We start from the raw sequence: 18,698 nt of genomic DNA, 5'->3' as shown, positions 1-18,698 counted from the left end.
TGTCAATTTTTATGCTTTTTTTGACAACATTTTTGTTGTTATGTATTATTTTCGTGTCGACTAGAGAAAAGAGAGAGAAGCATGGCCGCAGTTCAAACATTCAGTCCAGGTTTAATTGGTGTTTCGGTGCTAAATGACGAAGACATCAAAAACCAGCAATCATTAGTTGCTGCTTTTAATGAGGCTGTGGAGCATGTAAAAACACTACTGACTTCTGGAAACGTAATTATTCACGTACCAGTATCTCAAGGCAAAGACAGTACTGTAGTTGAACTTATTGTGATGGAAGCGTATCGCCAATGCGTGGCAGAGGGTTCTATTGAGTCTCAGCGTCCACTGTTTCTTTCAACTGTTGACACTCTCAATGAATCGATTCCCATGAAGATGTACCCACAATACTGCAAGTCACGCATCGACCTTTATGCAGAAGAAAACAACATTAATTTGTTCTACGATTTTGTTACTCCAAGCCTAAACGATGAATACTTTATTAAGTATAACGGCGGCCAAAAACTGGTACCTAACGCAACGCGTCGCGGTGACTGTACAATTTTCTTGAAACTTACCCCTTCAGAGCGTCACGTAAAAACACTTTTAAAGCGTTTTGCTGAGGAACCGACGTCACAGCACTATGCCAACGCAAAAGTGGTAACGTGTGTGGGCTCACGCACTGGCGAAGGCAGCCGCCGCAGCGGCAACATGGCTCAGCAAGGTATTCGCGACAAATCTGCCCATGACCTGTTCACTGAAATGGATCAGGTGATGCTGGACAAGAAAAGCAAAACAACCATCATCAAATACGCACCTATTCGCGATTGGTCCACTGATGACGTATTTGATTTGCTGCGCTTAGCGGGCAAAAAGCCACTGACACGTATGATAGACGGCACAAAATCCCCCATCCCTGCATTTTTGGATGATTTCGGCCTCTTACTTGAGATTTATGGCAACGGCTCCAATGATGTTTGCGAGGTCGCGGTAGGCACAAGCAAGCAGGGAGCTGGTTGCAACGGCAAAGCTCGGTATGGATGTTGGTTATGCACCATGGTACCTAATGATAAGTCATCAACAGCATTAACGGGGTATCAGCGTTGGAACTCATTGGGCGCTGAAGATGCCTTACGTGTTCGTGATTGGCTCTTCCGTTTAAGTTGTGACATGGGCGCTCGTACGTTACATGCTCGTGCATTTGACCCTACCGCATACAACCGTGTTGCAATGCAACCTAACGTTATAAAACCAAAGTACCTAGAAAAAATGGTGCGTTACGCATCACAGCTTGCTACCGACTCTAAAAACCGTGCTGAAGCATTCAAAAAATTGGTGAAGGAAGGTCGTGAGATGGAACATCCTGGTTACGCTGAAATTGCGAACGACATGATGATCCCACCCAAAGCAAAACGCGGCTTCCTTGAAATGTACAAAGAATTCGCTCAAACTCAGCTTTTCACTCCATTCTCTGAAGAGCACGCTGTTCTGCTTAGCTTCCGCTGGTCTATTGATGGCATCGGCGGCGCACCATATCGCCCATTAGCCATTTGGAAACAAATCGAACGTGGAGAAGGCCGTATCCCTTACCCACTACTGAATAATGAATACGAAGCGCGACATGGCAAAATCAGGATGGTTGACGCAGACAATAAGCTTCCTGAAGCAGTTATGTTCCGTATTATGAAGACCGAAGATCCTGTTGCCTTTGCGGCAAACCCCGACAACCTATACGACCTATGGGAACGCCCTACTGATGACTATGACTTCTATGAAGAAGATATGAACTGCACGGTCGAGCGCCGTGCAAACAAATCTACGCCAGTAACAGCAAAAGCTTGCTTTCGCTTCTCAGTGAAAGCTAACGCGGAGTTTGAAATTATTGACGTTAACTTGGATGACCTGGAACTTAACAAAATCAAAATGAATGGTTTCTCAGCTAAACCAATGCTTTCCAACATACTTACGACTAACTATCTTGAGCCTAAAGCAAAGAATTACTTTGAAGCAGTGACTCGCAAAATTGTAGATAAGGCGTTGGGTGAGCACGATTCTTTTGACGCCGCGCTTGACGTGGTCAAACACCAGCTTACATTGACCTTTTGTGAGGACAAAGATATTAAAGTAAGTGTACCTTTCCTTACCTCTTCCGGGCTTCCAAGCGGCTACCAAGCCAATGGACGTAAGGTTGATAAAAAATTCAATGCAACTCAACGTGTAGCTAAGACTGTTAAAGGTCGCACCGTGTTTGGCAATACTCGCATTGTTTTCTATGCACCAGACAATACTTCATCACTACATGATAGCCATGTTTGCGAAGCGAGCTCTCTCTCTTTGGATTTTAGCTCTCACACGCAAAAACGCTTCAATGTGCATGATTTAGCTGCGTCGGAAGATGATTTGTTTGATGTACTTAATAACATTGACGTAAATGCAGAGGCATTTGCACGATGGAAAGCATTAGGTGGTATCGAGCGTTCACTTGAGATCCATGATGACTACTTAAATACCCTAATAAAAAAGCGCCACCTTCGGAACTACAACAAGCATTCTGTTCGCAAATATGGAGGCACAGATGTCGCTGAGCGCTTATTGACAGATGGGCCCATCATGGTCAAAGAAGGATACTGGAAGACGCTTACCCGCATCTTGAAACGCACCCAAATCTTTAACGAAATCGGTTTGTTTGAATTTCAATCTCGCTCATACCTTGAAGTGGCTACCCATCCGCAAGGTGTCGCTATAACTCAGCATCGTAAAGACCGTGCCGTTGTTGCAAACGAATTGCGTAAGCTACGCAATAAAACACGCCGTTCAGCAAAAGAGGCATTACGAGCACAAGCAAAAGGCGATTATCCTATTGTGATGGTTAACCAGGCCGAACAAAACTTTATAGCGTTGGCTAACCGTGCTCGATATGCCGTAACAATAATGGCTGACCAGTTTTTGGCTCACCGAGTAAGAATGGTGTTTAGCTCACAAGAGATTTCTCCGGCACAACGCGCAACCGCCGCCATGGTTTGGTTAGCTCAAACGTTCGATGGTGTGACGAATGTCAACAAGGTGTTGGAACGCACTTTGTCTATGTCTCAGCGTAATTGGATAAAAGAGGATAAAGAAGCGGCCGCCCGTTTCAATAATGCGGTTCATCCAGTGATCCGTGCGCTAGAGAAAAAGCTGGGTGAAGCAAACAAAAACTGGATGCCATTGTACGATGCACTAAAAGCAATTAAAGCAGATGACAATGCTGCTGAGTATCGCGCCAAAGTAAAGGCCGCTGTTGATTCTCACGCTAAAAAGCTGCCAGACGCCGCATTTGCCAACGGCTTCCAAGAAGATTTATTCCAATACTGGCGACCAAACTTGGACAATGCGATTAAACAGGTTAACGCGTGGTGCACCAGCATTCGTGAAGTAGTTAGCTTTCTTGATGCACTAAAAACTCAAATTACTACACTCCAAAAGAGCTGTGAGACAACTTCAGCATCTTTGGTGGGTGGTGGCGAACTGTCTCAAATGAGGATAGCGTTTGATTTGGAGGTGGCATAATGTATCTATACCAATTCCACGGAAGGCCATCGCTGATGGCCGATGGGACACGCTAGATACACAGACCTAAAAGCTTTGGGTGAAAATCGACAGCAAACAGATGTTAAAATCTTTTGGTTGGTTGCGCCGAGCCAGCTTAACTATCAAGTAAAGAACTGAGTCGGCGACTGTTACCATCCAGCGATTAACTTGGACCACATATCGACTCGTTGAATGCACCGGCTGGCAGTACCCACTTATGTTCAGAATTGGCGACCACGGGCAAGGTGTATTCTTCACGCATCGCCTGGTCGAGTGCTACAAGATCAGATATTTCCATCGGCTTTGCCTTGTTCGATACATCGAGAACGTTGATGCGGTCGCGCGAGATGGTTGTGCCAAATCGGTCTTCCAGGCTAGCGATTGGATTAATCCTCTTCGGGAAGTATTCACGGATCGTTGCCCAAATCGTCGGACTGTTAAAGATACACGTCATACAGCTCGAACGTCCCCAGCCGAGGCGATAAGGAACAGGTGGCAGTACGCCATGGCGCTGTAGCGCATCCCAGACGCGTTCTTCTTCCCAGTGCAATACCGGACGCCACACATCAACATGACGACCTTTCTTACCATCACGACAGTCAACCATATGAGGTTCAAATTGGTTGTACTTGGCGCGATTAGAACTCTCTTGGCGGCGCTCGCCAGTAATGAATAAGACTTTCTTCTGGTTAAACCTAGCCTGGTTAGTTAATTGGCGACGGCCCACGTCAATCTTAAGCGCGCTGGAGCACCAGCGAGTTTTAAGGTCGGCACCCACTTGAGGGAACTTGAGTCGTGTGCTCGGCTTAGAGCGCTTCGTATCGCGAGGCAACTCAAATAACCCATCAGGGGTTTCAATCATGTGAGACTGACTGTATTCGTTCTCTTTCAACATTTCTCGCTCCATACCGCCTTTCAGCCAGCTAAAGTAAAGAGGGTGGTTGAAGTGTTTGGCCAGCTTGCGGTTATAGTCCGCCATGAATGCCCAGTCCATCAGCGAGCTCCCTTCGCGGCCGTCAACGTCATGGTGCCACAGTTCAATTTTGCTGCAGTCTACGCCAATGTCGTAAAGGTGAAGCAGGGTTGCCCATGAGTCTTTTCCACCGGACATGCAAATGATGATCTTGTCGTAGATAGTGATGTCAATCTCTTCAGCAGAGAAGTAGATACCAGTATCTGGCGTGAGGATTTCTTCGCAGTCCAGTGCAAGGCCCATTTGCTCTTGCAGTGAAGGGATAATAATCTTGTCGTCTACGGTATGTGACATACTCTCGTCTCCTTATTCCACCAAATCGCGAAGTGACGCGTTAACGGCACAACCAGACTCACCTAAGTCAGTCAGTTGAGCGTCTAAACCTTGGGTATGGGGTGCTTGCATAGAGATGCACTCATGCACCATGCTGTCTAGTCCATCGACGACATCGCTTTCTTTTTTGTCTTGGATGGCCGGTGCAAGAGCAGATCCAGTTCGTATCGACATGTTTTTTCCCGTCATGTTTCAGTAGGTATATAGTACTAAAACTCAACACAAATAACAACCTTTTTGTTGTTTTTTATACTTTCATTTGATATGATACATCTATTGAAAAGAGCTTATACATAGGGAAAGCATGATGACAAAAAACGTAAACCTAGCACCTAAGGCATCTATACCAAAGGCGGTTGTTATCACTTCGTTTTATCGTGACGAAAGCAACTGGAAGAATACAGAACATTACTTCTTCAGTAACGTGAGCAACATGGATTCTAGTGAAATCATGGAAGCGCTACGCTCTATCAACTCAGACTTGCTCGTTCCGGCCGAGTATGGGTTGCCCACTAATGCGCCACTGAGACATCCAGACGAAAAACCGTCTGGAATTGATGATAACTGTTATATCGAATTTGATGCTGATGAACACATTTCATTTCGAGAAAAACCCATTTCCTCAATGGGGGCTGAAGGCGATATTGCTGAAATTATAGCGAACATAAAAGAGGTTAAGGAAAATGGTAGTATCCAATCCTACCGCGAATTAACTGAGTCTATTCACACTGAACGCGTGATTCATGCTCAAAATTTAAGTCTGAGCATTTAAAACTAACGAGGTCATTATGAGTCGTAAATTCTCTACGCCAGAGTTTAAACAAGAGTGTGTTGAACTGGTCATCTGACAGGGTTATCAAGTCAAACAAGCCGCGATGGATGTGGATATGTCGACACCCATTGCTGGTTCCGTCAATATCGCGGTAAACAGAACGCCCCCCTAAAGCATCTGCTATTACCCCAGAACAACCGAATTCAAAGGTAGTGTCACGTCAATCGTGGCATGGATGCCACCTATAGCACCCAACGTATGACAGCAAAGCCACGCTAAATTTTCTTTTTACTTACCACCAAATTCTTCTTTATCATTTTGATAATGTTATTTAACAGCTAAAGTCGAGTCATTCCTTTATCATTTTGAAATGTTATTTAACAACTAAAGCCGAGTCGTTCCTTTATCATTTTGAAATGTTATTTAACAGCTAAAGCCGAGTCATTCCTTTATCATTTTGAAATGTTATTTAACAGCTAAAAACTGAGATTTTTCTTTATTGTCTGTTCTGATCAGCTAAAAAACGGCTGTTGAAAGTAGTTAATTAAATATAACTGCTGACTTGATGACTAATGGAGAAATTATGATAAGTTTTTTTAAGAAAGAAATTTTGACAAGGAAGTAGCGCATGAATATTAATATCAATATCTCGAAGAAAATAGTCAGTAGAAATACACTGTTAATAGCGATTTTTACAATGTTTAATCTTACGGGGGACGTTACAAATAAGCTTTCTCTAAAGCTCGAAAGCGAGTTTGTTATTGTTGTGAATGATGTGCAAAACGGAACGCACCAACCATCTTTTAGCAAGCTTTGCGCGACCAACAAAAAGTGCTCAATAACTCACGCTACGCTAAAGCCAGAGCCAGAGCCAAGCACAAAAAAAAATCAAAGCATAAAAACGATTTTACGCCCTTAACGTGTCTTGTCGGAGAATGTCTGAAAACGTTTCCACCAGTTCTCTTACCCTTAGTGGATAAGAGAACTGGAAGTGTTTTCCATTTTGATTAAAAAACCTATCTATTGACAGTCTACAGGCTTGTTTTCAAGCGAGGCATTTGCTGTATTCATTTCAAATACTTCACTGCAATCGTCGTCGATACAAATCTGCATCCCGTAGTTCAATCCTTCAATGTCAAGATCTTGAAGCATAACGTGACCGCCCTCAAACTCGCCAACCAAAGTTTGATAGCTGGAATCAGACAGATCTTCGTCTTGTGGCACAGAAAACAAACGGTACACTGCATCGTCCTGAGCGAAGCCCCCAAGAAATTTTACACTATACATTTCACACAGTCTCACCGCATCACCGAAGTAATCCAAGTACCACTGCTGTTCACATTCATCCCCCTCATTAAGAGCAAAAGAAATCGTGTTAAGTTCACCCGCAGCAAACTTAACAGCAGCATCAAGCAGTGCTTCCGCATCAACAATACCGTTACCGCAACCATATGTGTTACATTCCACACCAAAGTTAGCATCAAAAGCGGTGGCTTTCACTAAGTAGTCGAGTGTTTCACCACTGACCCCCGTATGCTGTTCAACCATTGCCATGATCCCAGTAACCAGCGGTGCAGAAGCAGACGTTCCACTAAATAGACAAGCCTCACTACTATCTTCGTCACAAGACGTAACCAGATTTGTCCCATAAGCAGCTAAGCTAACATCACCTTGATTACTAAATTCTGCTTTATCACCACTGCTGTCCACGGCCACTACGCTCAACACACCGTCACAGTTCGCCGGAGAATAGTTGCTTACATCGTCACCGTAATCATTCCCCGCCGAAACAACAATACTCCACCCTGACGCTTTCAGATTATCTATCGCTTCTTGCATGTAAACGGGGCAACCTGCCGTGTCATCATCGGTGCTTTCTGCGCTACCCGTATAACCAGCTATGCTAATATTGATGATACCTACATTGCCCTGATAAGGCGTAGCGTTTGATGTATCACCGGTGAATAGGTTTTCGCTATCCCCGTTCGCCCAACTTAACGCACGACTCAAATCTGACATATAACCTGTACCACAAGTTAACACGCGAATTGGATGAATGTTTACGCTGTTTGAAACCCCATCCCCCCCTTCATCGTTTCCGATAGTTCCCCCAATAATACCAGCAACAGACAAGCCGTGGCCGTCACATCCATCAGTAGACCGAGGACTATAATTGTCGTCTGGCACGGCATCATCACCTGTGACAAATGAACGGCCAGAATCGGGGTAATAAACCACATCGTCGGTATCATAGAAAGAGGAATCCATTACCAGAACATCAAGGGCTTCACCGGAAACTTCACCGATTGTTTGGGCAGCATTGTAAACACCTGATCCTGACGCATAATCTTCGTTTGAACCAAAATACTTATCTTGCTGCGCTACCGTATCGCCGCTGGTAGTAAAGGAATAGGTCTGTTTTATAGGTACGTCAATGACGACTTCATCAAACTGCCCTGTATCGCGTAAAGTTTGCGCCACAACCTCCGCATCATAGCCATAGCTATCAAGCTCAACAACTTCTGTTCTAAGGACACGGGCGGCCACAGACTTTTGCATAGCCGTTCCATTTCGCTTCGCAACACGCCCTGGGACACACCACTTAGTTTCAACTCCTGGCGACATGACACAGGATTTATCTTCTGCGCCACTGTAAACCGATTGACTTGCACTTTGGTAACTTGACACAACCAATCTTACACTTTGTTCTTGAGCAGTAACGGGAACAGCAACAGAACTAAACGCAACCATCATTAACATCATTGTTTTTTTATTCATCATTATTATTCTCCTGCGCTCTTTCTTATTCGGCACTGCACGATGCGGTGTAAGGGAACGAAATGTCATTCATAAATGCGTAGTCGTCATCGTATTGCCATTCACCGTCTACGAAACTGCCCAATAGCGAATTGCCTACAAACATTGATACCGTGCCCATATTTTGGTCGATATAGACTTCACTAACCGTTAATCCTGATAGCCCGTCAATATTGCTGGTAAGAGTATTCACTTGCTCTGCGACAGGTTCAGCATATTCGTCCAACACCTCTTGTTGCGTTGCAATAAACGCATCAAGATCCAGTTCATCGGATTCCATATCCTCATAACTACTGATAAGCGAAGTCGCTTCGTCAAGGCTGCTTTCTAAGGCGCTGCTAAGCGTACTGTCGGCCAGACTTGACACACTATCGTAATACTCATCATTCGCAGCAACACCAGAATTCATCATCAAGCTTAATAAGCGCAAGCGATCAACTAACTCATCTTCTTCGGTAAAGGACAAGAAACTATCCAAACCATCAATATAGGCTTGCACATTTGCTATTTTCTCCTCACCGCTTGGGTTTGTGGCTAAAATATCTTCGTCGAAGGTAACTGTTGTTCCTGCTTCGTCCTCTATCGTTACACTCATCAAGATACGACCAAGTTTTACGGATTCATCTTCGGCCTGTAGAGATAACGTAACTGTTTCAGCCGATTCATCGGTGGATGCCGAGTAGCTTGCAGTAGACGCGCCCCCGATAAGCGTTGGCTCTAACGTTACGGAGAACGTTCCTGTTGGGTTTTCAAGTTGATAAACAATATCAATCTGTTCACCCTCATCAATTTCACTGTAAGACGTAACCCTTGTTGCCGTCATAGAGATGGTTGGTTCATCCTCATCACCAGTATCTTCATCACCGGTATCTTCATCACCAGTATCTTCATCACCAGTATCTTCATCACCAGTATTACCTGTTTCGGTGCTGCTATTATTGTCAGTCGAAACACTATCGCTTCCACCGCCGCCACATGCTGTTACACTCAATAGTGTTAGAAACCAAAACATAACCGTTTTAAAACTCATCTAATTTTCGTCCTTCGTAAGCTATTGGATATACAATATCACAACACATTCAAGGCAACAAGCTTTATTAATACTTTTGTTATATTAATTGCTTTTATACAAAAAATAGCCCTACACTATCGTTGTTTTCTTTCAATAATGGCTTTTTATTGTTATAATACGCATCATTAATCGGGAGTAGTAAAATGAAGTTTTGGCTTGTTGTTTTTTGCGTAATCATTTCAGTTGCCACTGTTAGCAGCTATAATAATGGCCACCTCGCAGATAAGATTTACGCGGGCATATTGAATCAAAAAGGGCACTCTTATACCGATGGCTATGCAGCAAGCTCGCTAAAACAGCGTGATTTGGATATTGAGTTATCGACAGAAAAAACGCTCCCTTTATTTGACGAAAAGACGGCGGCACTGGCTTATATAAGTGATTTGCTGAACATAAAAACCGATGTTCCCCAATGCTTGCTAGGCAAAAAGGAACTCACTGTGCGCTATAAGAAGGCACTCGGCGAACCTGTGACCCTCGATAAAGCAAGGGCGTGGGTCGAGCACATTAGAAAGCATTATTGTCAAGGCGTGTTTCCTGATACTGCTACAATAAACCTAAGCCCTAAATACCTTATCGAGCATTACCCAGAAACCGTTTTTGTGTCGCGAAAATAAAGACAAAAAACTCCGGTCTCTCGCTAAAACGAAAATCTATACGGCTTTTATGTTGCCGTATAGTACCGAACATTTTACTATACGTGAGACCAAGGAGGTTCTTATGGGAGTGTCATCAAATAGCCGTCAACATCCCCCCTACCATAAAGAAACTGAAACCCTGTTTGTGCACGATAAGGAAACATTTCGGGCATGGTGTCGACTGTACTCCTTGGACATTGATCAGATTTGCATTCTTTTTGATGTGAGCAAGCCCTCTGTTTATAAATACATTGACATGAGCAGTCATATCAAGGTCAGGAAGCCTATCATTATTAATTGTAATCTAATCTCTTTTTTAGGTCGCAAACAAGCAGAGAGCTACCTGATAGAAAAACTAAAAAACACCAAGCACCCCTGGCCGTCACCTTTCCCTATCGGCCAGTAAAAAGAACGAACAAAAATGTAAGTTTATGCCCTGTTCCTTTGTGAGAGATCTCTCACAGCAGTTTTTTTAGTTGATAAAATAACCAATACATGTTGTTAATTATTACCTGCAGTGGTAAATTAGAATTACTGTTTATTCGTTAAAAATATACAATAAAACCTTCCAGGGAGGAAAAAAATGAACGGAACTCTAACGGTCGACACGTCCAGAAGAAAACGAAAGCCAGGTGGGTATATCACTAAAGCCTCTATCAATGGAGAACGGAAAGTGACGGTTGCCACACGCGGCAAGCCTGTCTCTTCCCCTCAAACACAGACAACCAGGGGTAAACCCAAAACGCCACCTGTTACACTGGTGAAAACGTGGCTCTGGATGTATCGTGAGGCAAAAGAATATGAATTGCGCGAGTGTGCGCGGAAAAATTTAATTTTATCGCTAGGCTCTGTTGCTGATGCCGAAAAATTCGTGAAAAATAACAGTTAAACGACAACAACGCCTCCCTGTCACAAAAAAAGTAATGGTGAAATCTTGCTACATCATTACTTTTTGTCCTAAACAAAATTTACTTTTTCTTTTCTGATATATATTAAATATGCAAAACACATCAATGAATGGGAAAGGTAAAGTATGGATACAGTATTACTTTTTTCCTCACGATACGGATTTTGGTCTTCAGAAAATGGTTGGGTAAAGGATATATCCGACGCTGAATTTATCTTATCAGAATGCCCTGTCGTCGTGAGGTTCAAAAACGCCACAGACATCAAGACTGTGAGACTGTCTGATTGCAGAAGCTTTCTGCCATTAGATTTCATCGACATGGCTGACAAAGTCATGGCAAGGCCTGAATGTAAGAACATAAAAGACTCAATAGCAAATGGGATTGCAAAACAATCGAGACACTTGAATACAGAACTTGATTTTCATTCAAAATTCCAAGTTTACGCCGAGCTCTTCCCTCGCCTCATTGACAGCTATGCCATTGTAGGTAAAAACAGCATAGTTACGCTGCTTAATAAGGCGCATTGCAAACCTGCAAATAAAGCCGGTCTTGTTGGCCCTTTCATCGAACGATATCGAAAACGAGATGCTAACACAAAACGTCGAGAAAAATCGTTTTCTTAATTCCAGAAGGGGCGGCTCAATATTCCTGATAGCCATTTAGACGGGGTGATCTCGACTTTATCTGAGCCACGCTGTCCATTTATCAAAAACTGTTTATCGGTCCGACCATTCCCCCTTATTATGCCAACGACTGCGGCTTGGCCACTATCATCAATAGCCAACACTGGCCCCCCACTCGCTCCACTGAAAGCCACCGTCTCGACGACCACCATGCCTTCATCAATTTGCAACCGGCCCGCTTCCACAGGCGCATCTATTGCCATACGCAATCCTTGGTTACCAAGGTCACCATGGTAACCGGCCACCATATATGTTACATCTGAATCTACCGAAAAATCAGCAAGGGAGAGCGGCGTTACATCCTGAAAAGAGAGTGGAGTTTGCGCTTCGAGTACGGCAACATCATTAGGAATATCAAGGCTCGCGATCTTCATCTCTGATTTCACAAGACGCCATCCATCAATAAATACTGACCAGGATAATTGGCGAATGGGTAACATAGTGCCTTTCTTTTGGTCAATAAGACAATGTGCTGCTGTTTCGAAGTATTTGGCCTGGTTACTGTTACCGGCAAATGCGGGGGGAAAAGCGGTACAGTAATGCATATCCCCACTTCCTGTTATAATCATCAAGCGACCCACCGCATTCAGGAATCGGGGGGAGGCCGAGTTTCTTAGGGTTCGATGATCTATGTCTTTTAACTTCAGGGCATCGCGCTCTATGGCCATACCTGACCGAGAATAGACCATCCCCTCGGCAAATGCCGAGAGGCCAACCGTCATACTCACAACCAGGCTCAAAAGCCCTCCTCTCACTCCCCTGTTTTTCCTACTTGTTGGCATAGCCCGCATCGAATACTCCTATCACTCTTGGCTTGTTGAGTTTCGCAATTCGCACTCAAACAGTCAATCCTTTTGATTACTTCCGCACCGCCGCACCATGATCTTTTTTTGTATTTCACTATCTTTAGAGTAAAAGAAATAAGTGTTTTTTTTGTTTTTGAGATACTATAAAACACATCATACAAGGAAGGTTATACTGTATTATGGAAGTAGATTTAGGGCGTATCGAACTTTCCCCAAATCAACAAAGGGCTGTTGGAAGTAATAATATAAGGGCTGTATGGCGTGCTTCGGATGTCATTAATGGCCATTTTCTAATTGCCGGGGGAAGCGGTGTGGGGAAAACCCACACGATCCGCAATATTATTCGTAGCATGGTGGATACCACCGAACACCCTCTCCGAATTCACGTACTTGATGTGCATGGCGATATAGCAATTCAGGGCGCGTCTGAAGTGTTTTTTAGCGAATCAACAACGGTTGGGTTAAACCCCCTTATCGTTGACCCTGACAAGCACAGTGGCGGCGTTAGAAAGGCATCTCAGAACTTCATCTCCACCCTAAATAAATCCGGACGCAAGTTAGGTGATCGCCAAGAAGCCGTACTCAGAACGCTTCTCGAAGAATTGTATGCCGCGAACCATTTTTACGTCGACCATCCGGAAAGTTGGCACCTTCATGATGGTGTGCAACGTAAATATCCAAAAAAATTCCCAACTGTTAATGATCTTAGCCGGTGGGCGCATTTCAAATACAAACAACTGTATATGGGCGGGAGCACAAAATCTTCAGCCGCGCTTGAACGTGTAAATAAAACCGCAGTTAAAATGCAGCGGTTAGGCAAAGAAGACCAATCTTTTGTCGACGAAAAACTTCAGCCATTGAAAGATGAAGCCATCGAGGCATATTCAGAATATGTCACAAGTATCAACACGGGCCGGGAACTCGAAGAGCTACTGAAGTACGACAGTAAAACCACACTCAAAAGCGTGGTTGACCGTATTGACAACCTTAGAAACTCCGGGGTGTTTAGAGACAACGAACCTGACTTTGACCCAACAAATTCGGTCTGGCGCTACAAACTTAATGCCTTGAGCGCTAATGAAAAGAAGATGTTTGTCTTATTTAAATTAAAAGAGATCTATGACTCGGCAATGAAAAGAGGATTGTGTGATCACATCCGTGAAGTTGTGGTGCTTGACGAAGCAAACCGCTTCATCGACGAGAATGATCCTGAAGACATCCTAAGCCTTATGGCAAATGAGATCCGTAAGTTTGGCGTTGCCATTATCTGCGCATCACAATCTTTCACTCACTTTTCTGAAGACATTATCAGTAGTTTTGCAACAAAAATTATTCTTGGTATCGATGAACATTTTTGGAAGAAAACCACCACGCAATTACAAATCAAAATTGAGCACCTTGCCTGGATCATTCCGCGAGAAAAAGGCTTAATCATGATAAAGCGCGTTCCAAACCCCAAAGACCCCGCATCACGGCTCAAATGTTTATTTACACGGTTTAACGATTGACTGGATGACGGGGTTTCGCGTTTTGCCTTCCCAGCACGAGAGGCTGATGCAATATCTTACTATAAATTGGGACGCTGAGAGGCTCACTATTGGGTGATCCTTGCTACTTCGCTTCGCTCTACTCACGGGGTTTTCTCGATAATTTTAGATAATAAAAATACATAAAGACAACGCCGTAAATTTATTTACTTAATATAACAAAGGTGGTAAGCTATTCTTTTATCATTAGGCGGTACACAATGACGAGCAAAATATCTTCGAATCGGCCAAGGATTTCGATGCGTGACGAGCACGCCCGTTCCTATGTCCACCGGCGGGTTACGGAAAAATTCCTGAATTGGTTACTCACATCAAAGCTCGCACAAACGGAAGATTTATATGATGGACTCCTCAGTGACTACGATTACGAAAGTGAAATCGCTTTTGATAAATTCACCCGAAAGCCGACTCAACGTTTACTCCTCGATGTCGAAAAGGACAGTGAGATTCGGCGAGCAGAAATACGTCAACGAGAACAAGAACTAAGAGGAATCGGACAACAGTTACTTTCAGAGAAAATGAGAGCTCATATTACACAGCAGACCAGCAATTTCTCATATGTAAAAAATAACCTACTGGCGATAAGTCCCGAGTATCTTGACGCGATACAAGAACTCAGCAACTCGTTCGGAAGTATTCGACGCCTTTCGTCAATACTCTCAACAACCGATGAGCTTTCTGATAATTTACTACGGTTGGTGAACAGCCCTGAATTTTGCATGACCACTAAACGGCCCCCGAAGAAAATAATGGATCTCACCGCAGCATGTGGGCTCATTGGGATGGATGGGCTACGCTTTCTCGTGCCGGGTATTTTTCTGAAAAACAGGCTTAAATCAGAGTGCGAGCATTTCCCGCTCCTCTCGCAAAAAATATGGTCTTACTATGTCACCTCATCCAATGCGGCAAGACATCGCCTTGTCCCGCATAATTGTAACACGCGAGATGAGCTTACCGCGATGGTAACCGGCGCTATCGTTTGCATGGGAATGGTTGCGCTGCATAAACAATTCAACTTGAGCTTTGAGTTTTCAAAACGGGCTTTGTTGGAGGAACTTAGGGCAAAGAGGAAGAATATTTTGTATCACGCTGTACTTGATGTTACTCCATCCCCCATGGTGTTGCGTGAACTCCTAGAATCATCATCAATGCGCATAGTTAATAACGTGGCAACCCAATGTGATTGGGGCCATAAAGGGAAAGTCAGGCAAGCGGTTGTGGAGCACGCTAATGACAAAAAAAGCCAGGAACGCTCAATCCATGGCCTCGCAGTAGGACAAGGAAGCACTTACGCCATGTGGTTTTTGCTAAGTAACGCTAACCTGCTCAAAAGCAGCCCTAAGCTTGAAAAGCTGGCCATGTCGCATGTCCGGCTCCCCATGAGCTGCGTCGAAGATCTAAAGGCCAAGAGTGTCAACAAATTGGTGATGGGAGATTATATTGGATGAGCGATTTGAAAGGGGTACATGAATTCATCAACGACGAATACGACAAAAATCCCAATTTGGCATTTCGTTACCCAAAACGTCATGTGTTCCGTGAATTCTACCTTCAAATGTTTGGATTAACCTCATACTTTGAAACGCTTCGCGATAAGGACGTACCTGGGGCTCTTTCCATAGAAATAGGCTTGTACTTTCTGCTTAGGAAAAAGGTGGCTCCCGACGATATTCCCGACGCCCTGCAGCGTATAGAAGAAAATTACCAATGCCGTTTATTACCAGCGTCATCCTGGGATCATATGACGTGGCAGGCGGTACTCAATGGGTGCCAAGACAATCTTGGTATCGTTAAGCAGCGCTGAGGTTTTGCAACGTACGAGAACGTTGAATTGATCGCGCCAACGCATTAATGGAGGTGTGTTCTGTTATGCCCTTTGTTTCTAATGTGAAGCCGAGACGTTTTCCCAAATCAGCAATAAAGTTGTCCATATCCGAGGGCGATACATCAATCATTTCCGCTAACGGCAAATCAACAAACAAATGTTCACTATTGCATTCAAACGTATCTTCTAATACCACTAAAACCGCTTGAATGTCGGTAATCTGTTGCGAAAAAAACATAAAGAACTCCTTTCTTTCTCTCCATCAACCACCTTGTCGATGCTGTTTCGCAGAACGTGTTTCTTGGCCTTATCACTGCGAACGATATATTAACTTATCAAGCATTCAGCTCAATGTCATTTTATATTTTTTTTATGATAACATTAGCCCAGATAAAACAAAGAGAAAGGTAAGATGCAACTGTCATCCTGTTTGCTTGAGTCAGATTTCACTGATTACTATGATGAGTGTTTTTCTACGGAAGGAGAAAACCCCCACGCTACCCGCTTTATGAGGCAAAAAGATATGGCTGGTGGATTGGGTGATCAGATCAACATCTTACGCCTTGCTGGGTTCCTGGTTCCCGATATACTTAACGTCCAAGATGTCCCCCTGCCCTTTTCGCCTCGACCACCGGGAATGCAGCAACCCCGATTCCTAAGTCTGGGGGAAACCGCCCCCCTTTGGGTTGCGCCGAACGGAAAAGCGCAAGTGCCTCACGGTGCCTTACTTGATTTGTATGGGATACCACCGAAGAATTTCTCAGAACGATACCGATACATCCAGGTAGGTATCAGGCATTTTTGGTTTAAAGCATGCAATACTCCACCTTGGCCAGCATTGGCACCGGCGCACACTTTTCAACTACTTCACTGGCGCGAACCCGTCCCGGCCAACCAGCTCCGACACTTTCGTGTTCCTGTATTTTCTATCGATTTCATGATGGCAGCAAATAACAGCAACCTTCTGGCGGTAGGGTTGGACCTATCACCCAGGCTTAAAGATATGGGGGTGGATAAATGGCTTGAAGCCGAAGAAGCGGCCTCGTCAATCCTCGCGACATTGGCCTGCTCAACAGGGCTCGAAAGCGACGAACCTGCTCATTCAGTTTAAATGACAGCGTTCGTCTTTTGTGCGGTTTCAGTGCGTTTGCGGGGTGGAGGGTTGCCTGATGATGGTTTCACCAACAGGAGCGCGAAACGCCGCTTCAAGCTGATTGGCCAGTCTATTTAGCTCACCTGACTCCTGTGCTTTACGATAAACGCTAAGTCCTCGTTTCAATTTAGACAGCACCTTGTCGCAATCAGGATGATAACCACTGTCAATCCTGCACTGCTTAATGTAATTCAACAAGTCGTCAGGCATTAATGACAAATTGCCGATGATAAGAAAAGCGTTTGCCTGGGCAAATCGGTCGCCACCAATTTCACGAAGCCCACTTTTTTCTTTAGAAAAAGAAATGGGTTTATTCACCACTGTTTTCGTTTGGGCCTCACCATAAAAACTGAACAAAAGAAAGGTTAAGCACATCATAAGAGTATATTTCATTTTTACCTCGCAATAAAAGGGTGGCCAGCCACCCTTTAGATTTCAATAGTCTTTACGCCGCATTAGGGGTTTCTGCTTTAGGCATAAACTCATCACGAATCTGCCGTTCAATGCTTTCTGCGTACGCGGGATCATCGTTCAACGCTTTAACAGTATTCCCTTTTCCTTGCCCTAAGCGTTCACCGTCGGCTTTAGAATACCACGCTCCAGATTTCTGGATAAGATTAAGTTTTACCGCTAAATCCAGCACCTCAGCGGCGTGATTAACGCCCTCACCATAACGGATCTCAAACTCAGCTTGTTTGAATGGCGGTGAGACTTTGTTTTTCACGACCTTTACCCGGGTCGCATTCCCAACGACCTCTTCACCGTCTTTAACTGCGCCGATCCGACGAATATCTAAGCGCACCGATGCGTAAAATTTTAGCGCATTCCCACCGGTCGTTGTTTCAGGGTTTCCAAACATGACGCCTATCTTCATTCTTATTTGGTTGATGAAGATCATCATACAATTTGTCTTTTGCACATTACCCGTTAATTTACGTAGCGCCTGAGACATTAGGCGTGCTTGCAATCCAACATGGGACGCCCCCATATCCCCCTCGATCTCTGCTTTAGGCGTTAGCGCCGCCACGGAATCCACGATAATAACGTCAACCGCACCAGAACGAGTCAGCATGTCACAAATTTCTAGCGCTTGCTCCCCGGTGTCTGGCTGCGAGACCAGTAATTCGTCGATGTTTACGCCCAACTTTTCGGCATAAACAGGGTCAAGCGCATGTTCCGCATCGACAAAAGCACACGTCTTACCTTCCTTTTGAGCTTGCGCAACAACCTGTAGTGTCAATGTTGTTTTACCACTTGATTCGGGACCGTAAATTTCCGAAATACGACCGGTAGGAAGACCACCTATACCTAGCGCAATATCCAAACCTAGACTCCCGGTGCTGACACTAGGAATGCTTACTCGCCCCTCATCACCAAGACGCATGATTGCACCTTTCCCGAATTGCTTTTCAATTTGAGATAACGCTGATGTTAAGGCCTTTTCTTTATTATCACTACTCATTATGAATTCCTTTTATTTATTTTTTAACACTATAGCATACCTTGCTTTTTATTCACAGAATTTGTTATATTAATTTAAATATTCGTAGAATAGTGTGCGCGTGAGTTTAAATACCCATTAATTTTAAGGCAACCAGTATTCACTGCACACA

Annotated in this window: 18 protein-coding genes; 10 read left to right on the top strand and 8 right to left on the bottom strand. The window is 44.2% G+C overall.

Going from position 1 to position 18,698, the window contains the following annotated elements:
- The first annotated feature begins 81 nt into the window (after positions 1 to 81).
- Complete coding sequence (locus tag V5298_RS00865) at positions 82 to 3,537, top strand: hypothetical protein (RefSeq protein ID WP_332929565.1); 3,456 nt, start codon at positions 82 to 84, stop codon at positions 3,535 to 3,537.
- A 184-nt stretch (positions 3,538 to 3,721) separates the two neighbouring features.
- Here V5298_RS00865 and V5298_RS00860 read toward each other — a convergent pair whose 3' ends face one another.
- Both V5298_RS00860 and V5298_RS00855 read right to left on the bottom strand, forming a co-directional pair.
- Positions 3,722 to 4,825: a phosphoadenosine phosphosulfate reductase family protein gene (locus tag V5298_RS00860; protein ID WP_332929564.1), complete on the bottom strand. Its 1,104-nt coding sequence runs from the start codon at positions 4,823 to 4,825 to the stop codon at positions 3,722 to 3,724.
- Positions 4,826 to 4,837: 12 nt separating this feature from the next.
- Positions 4,838 to 5,038, bottom strand: a complete 201-nt coding sequence (locus V5298_RS00855) for a hypothetical protein (RefSeq protein ID WP_332929563.1) — start codon at positions 5,036 to 5,038, stop codon at positions 4,838 to 4,840.
- Between the two features lie 130 nt (positions 5,039 to 5,168).
- Here V5298_RS00855 and V5298_RS00850 point away from each other — a divergent pair, with 130 nt between their 5' ends.
- Both V5298_RS00850 and V5298_RS00845 read left to right on the top strand, forming a co-directional pair.
- Positions 5,169 to 5,636 carry a hypothetical protein gene (locus tag V5298_RS00850; RefSeq protein WP_332929562.1) on the top strand — a complete coding sequence of 156 codons (468 nt, stop codon included), beginning with the start codon at positions 5,169 to 5,171 and terminating at the stop codon, positions 5,634 to 5,636.
- 628 nt (positions 5,637 to 6,264) lie between these two features.
- Positions 6,265 to 6,555 carry a hypothetical protein gene (locus tag V5298_RS00845; protein ID WP_332929561.1) on the top strand — a complete coding sequence of 97 codons (291 nt, stop codon included), beginning with the start codon at positions 6,265 to 6,267 and terminating at the stop codon, positions 6,553 to 6,555.
- Between the two features lie 101 nt (positions 6,556 to 6,656).
- Here the strand turns inward: V5298_RS00845 and V5298_RS00840 are convergent, their stop codons facing one another.
- Both V5298_RS00840 and V5298_RS00835 read right to left on the bottom strand, forming a co-directional pair.
- Positions 6,657 to 8,417: a S8 family peptidase gene (locus V5298_RS00840; protein ID WP_332929560.1), complete on the bottom strand. Its 1,761-nt coding sequence runs from the start codon at positions 8,415 to 8,417 to the stop codon at positions 6,657 to 6,659.
- Between the two features lie 22 nt (positions 8,418 to 8,439).
- A complete protein-coding gene (locus tag V5298_RS00835) occupies positions 8,440 to 9,483 on the bottom strand; it encodes a hypothetical protein (RefSeq protein WP_332929559.1) in 1,044 nt (347 codons plus the stop codon).
- Between the two features lie 185 nt (positions 9,484 to 9,668).
- On the opposite strand from V5298_RS00835, the gene V5298_RS00830 reads away from it, so the two are divergent.
- From V5298_RS00830 to V5298_RS00820, 3 genes are all read left to right on the top strand, one after another.
- Positions 9,669 to 10,142 (top strand): hypothetical protein, encoded by a 474-nt coding sequence (locus V5298_RS00830; RefSeq protein ID WP_332929558.1) that lies wholly within the window; start codon positions 9,669 to 9,671, stop codon positions 10,140 to 10,142.
- Between the two features lie 604 nt (positions 10,143 to 10,746).
- Complete coding sequence (locus V5298_RS00825) at positions 10,747 to 11,052, top strand: hypothetical protein (RefSeq protein WP_332929557.1); 306 nt, start codon at positions 10,747 to 10,749, stop codon at positions 11,050 to 11,052.
- 144 nt (positions 11,053 to 11,196) lie between these two features.
- Entirely contained in the window at positions 11,197 to 11,694 is a 498-nt protein-coding gene (locus tag V5298_RS00820; protein WP_332929556.1) for a hypothetical protein, read from the top strand.
- Here V5298_RS00820 and V5298_RS00815 read toward each other — a convergent pair.
- Positions 11,691 to 12,494, bottom strand: coding sequence for a serine protease (locus V5298_RS00815; RefSeq protein ID WP_332929555.1), 804 nt, complete (start codon positions 12,492 to 12,494; stop codon positions 11,691 to 11,693). The genes V5298_RS00820 and V5298_RS00815 overlap by 4 nt on opposite strands.
- Before the next feature lie 245 nt (positions 12,495 to 12,739).
- On the opposite strand from V5298_RS00815, the gene V5298_RS00810 reads away from it, so the two are divergent.
- The 3 genes from V5298_RS00810 to V5298_RS00800 all read left to right on the top strand — a co-directional run bounded on the left by V5298_RS00810 (position 12,740) and on the right by V5298_RS00800 (position 15,911).
- A complete protein-coding gene (locus tag V5298_RS00810; protein WP_332929554.1) occupies positions 12,740 to 14,068 on the top strand; it encodes an ATP-binding protein in 1,329 nt (442 codons plus the stop codon).
- Positions 14,069 to 14,346: 278 nt separating this feature from the next.
- Positions 14,347 to 15,555 carry an HDOD domain-containing protein gene (locus tag V5298_RS00805; RefSeq protein WP_332929553.1) on the top strand — a complete coding sequence of 403 codons (1,209 nt, stop codon included), beginning with the start codon at positions 14,347 to 14,349 and terminating at the stop codon, positions 15,553 to 15,555.
- On the top strand, positions 15,552 to 15,911 hold the full coding sequence (locus V5298_RS00800) for a hypothetical protein (RefSeq protein WP_332929552.1): 360 nt from the start codon (positions 15,552 to 15,554) through the stop codon (positions 15,909 to 15,911). The genes V5298_RS00805 and V5298_RS00800 overlap by 4 nt, the downstream gene beginning before the upstream one ends.
- Here the strand turns inward: V5298_RS00800 and V5298_RS00795 are convergent.
- Positions 15,898 to 16,170, bottom strand: a complete 273-nt coding sequence (locus tag V5298_RS00795) for a hypothetical protein (protein WP_332929551.1) — start codon at positions 16,168 to 16,170, stop codon at positions 15,898 to 15,900. The genes V5298_RS00800 and V5298_RS00795 overlap by 14 nt on opposite strands.
- Before the next feature lie 174 nt (positions 16,171 to 16,344).
- Here V5298_RS00795 and V5298_RS00790 point away from each other — a divergent pair, with 174 nt between their 5' ends.
- A complete protein-coding gene (locus tag V5298_RS00790; protein ID WP_332929550.1) occupies positions 16,345 to 17,043 on the top strand; it encodes a hypothetical protein in 699 nt (232 codons plus the stop codon).
- Positions 17,044 to 17,070: 27 nt separating this feature from the next.
- Here the strand turns inward: V5298_RS00790 and V5298_RS00785 are convergent, their stop codons facing one another.
- Both V5298_RS00785 and recA read right to left on the bottom strand, forming a co-directional pair.
- Positions 17,071 to 17,478, bottom strand: a complete 408-nt coding sequence (locus tag V5298_RS00785) for a hypothetical protein (protein WP_332929549.1) — start codon at positions 17,476 to 17,478, stop codon at positions 17,071 to 17,073.
- 52 nt (positions 17,479 to 17,530) lie between these two features.
- Complete coding sequence (gene recA / locus V5298_RS00780; RefSeq protein WP_332929548.1) at positions 17,531 to 18,547, bottom strand: recombinase RecA; 1,017 nt, start codon at positions 18,545 to 18,547, stop codon at positions 17,531 to 17,533.
- Between the last annotated feature and the right edge of the window lie 151 nt (positions 18,548 to 18,698).

Origin of the sequence: Alteromonas sp. 14N.309.X.WAT.G.H12, from assembly GCF_036697315.1 — a bacterium.
Lineage (GTDB): Bacteria > Pseudomonadota > Gammaproteobacteria > Enterobacterales > Alteromonadaceae > Alteromonas.
Note: the sequence above shows the minus strand (reverse complement) of the source record. Positions and strands in the feature narration are given on the sequence as shown.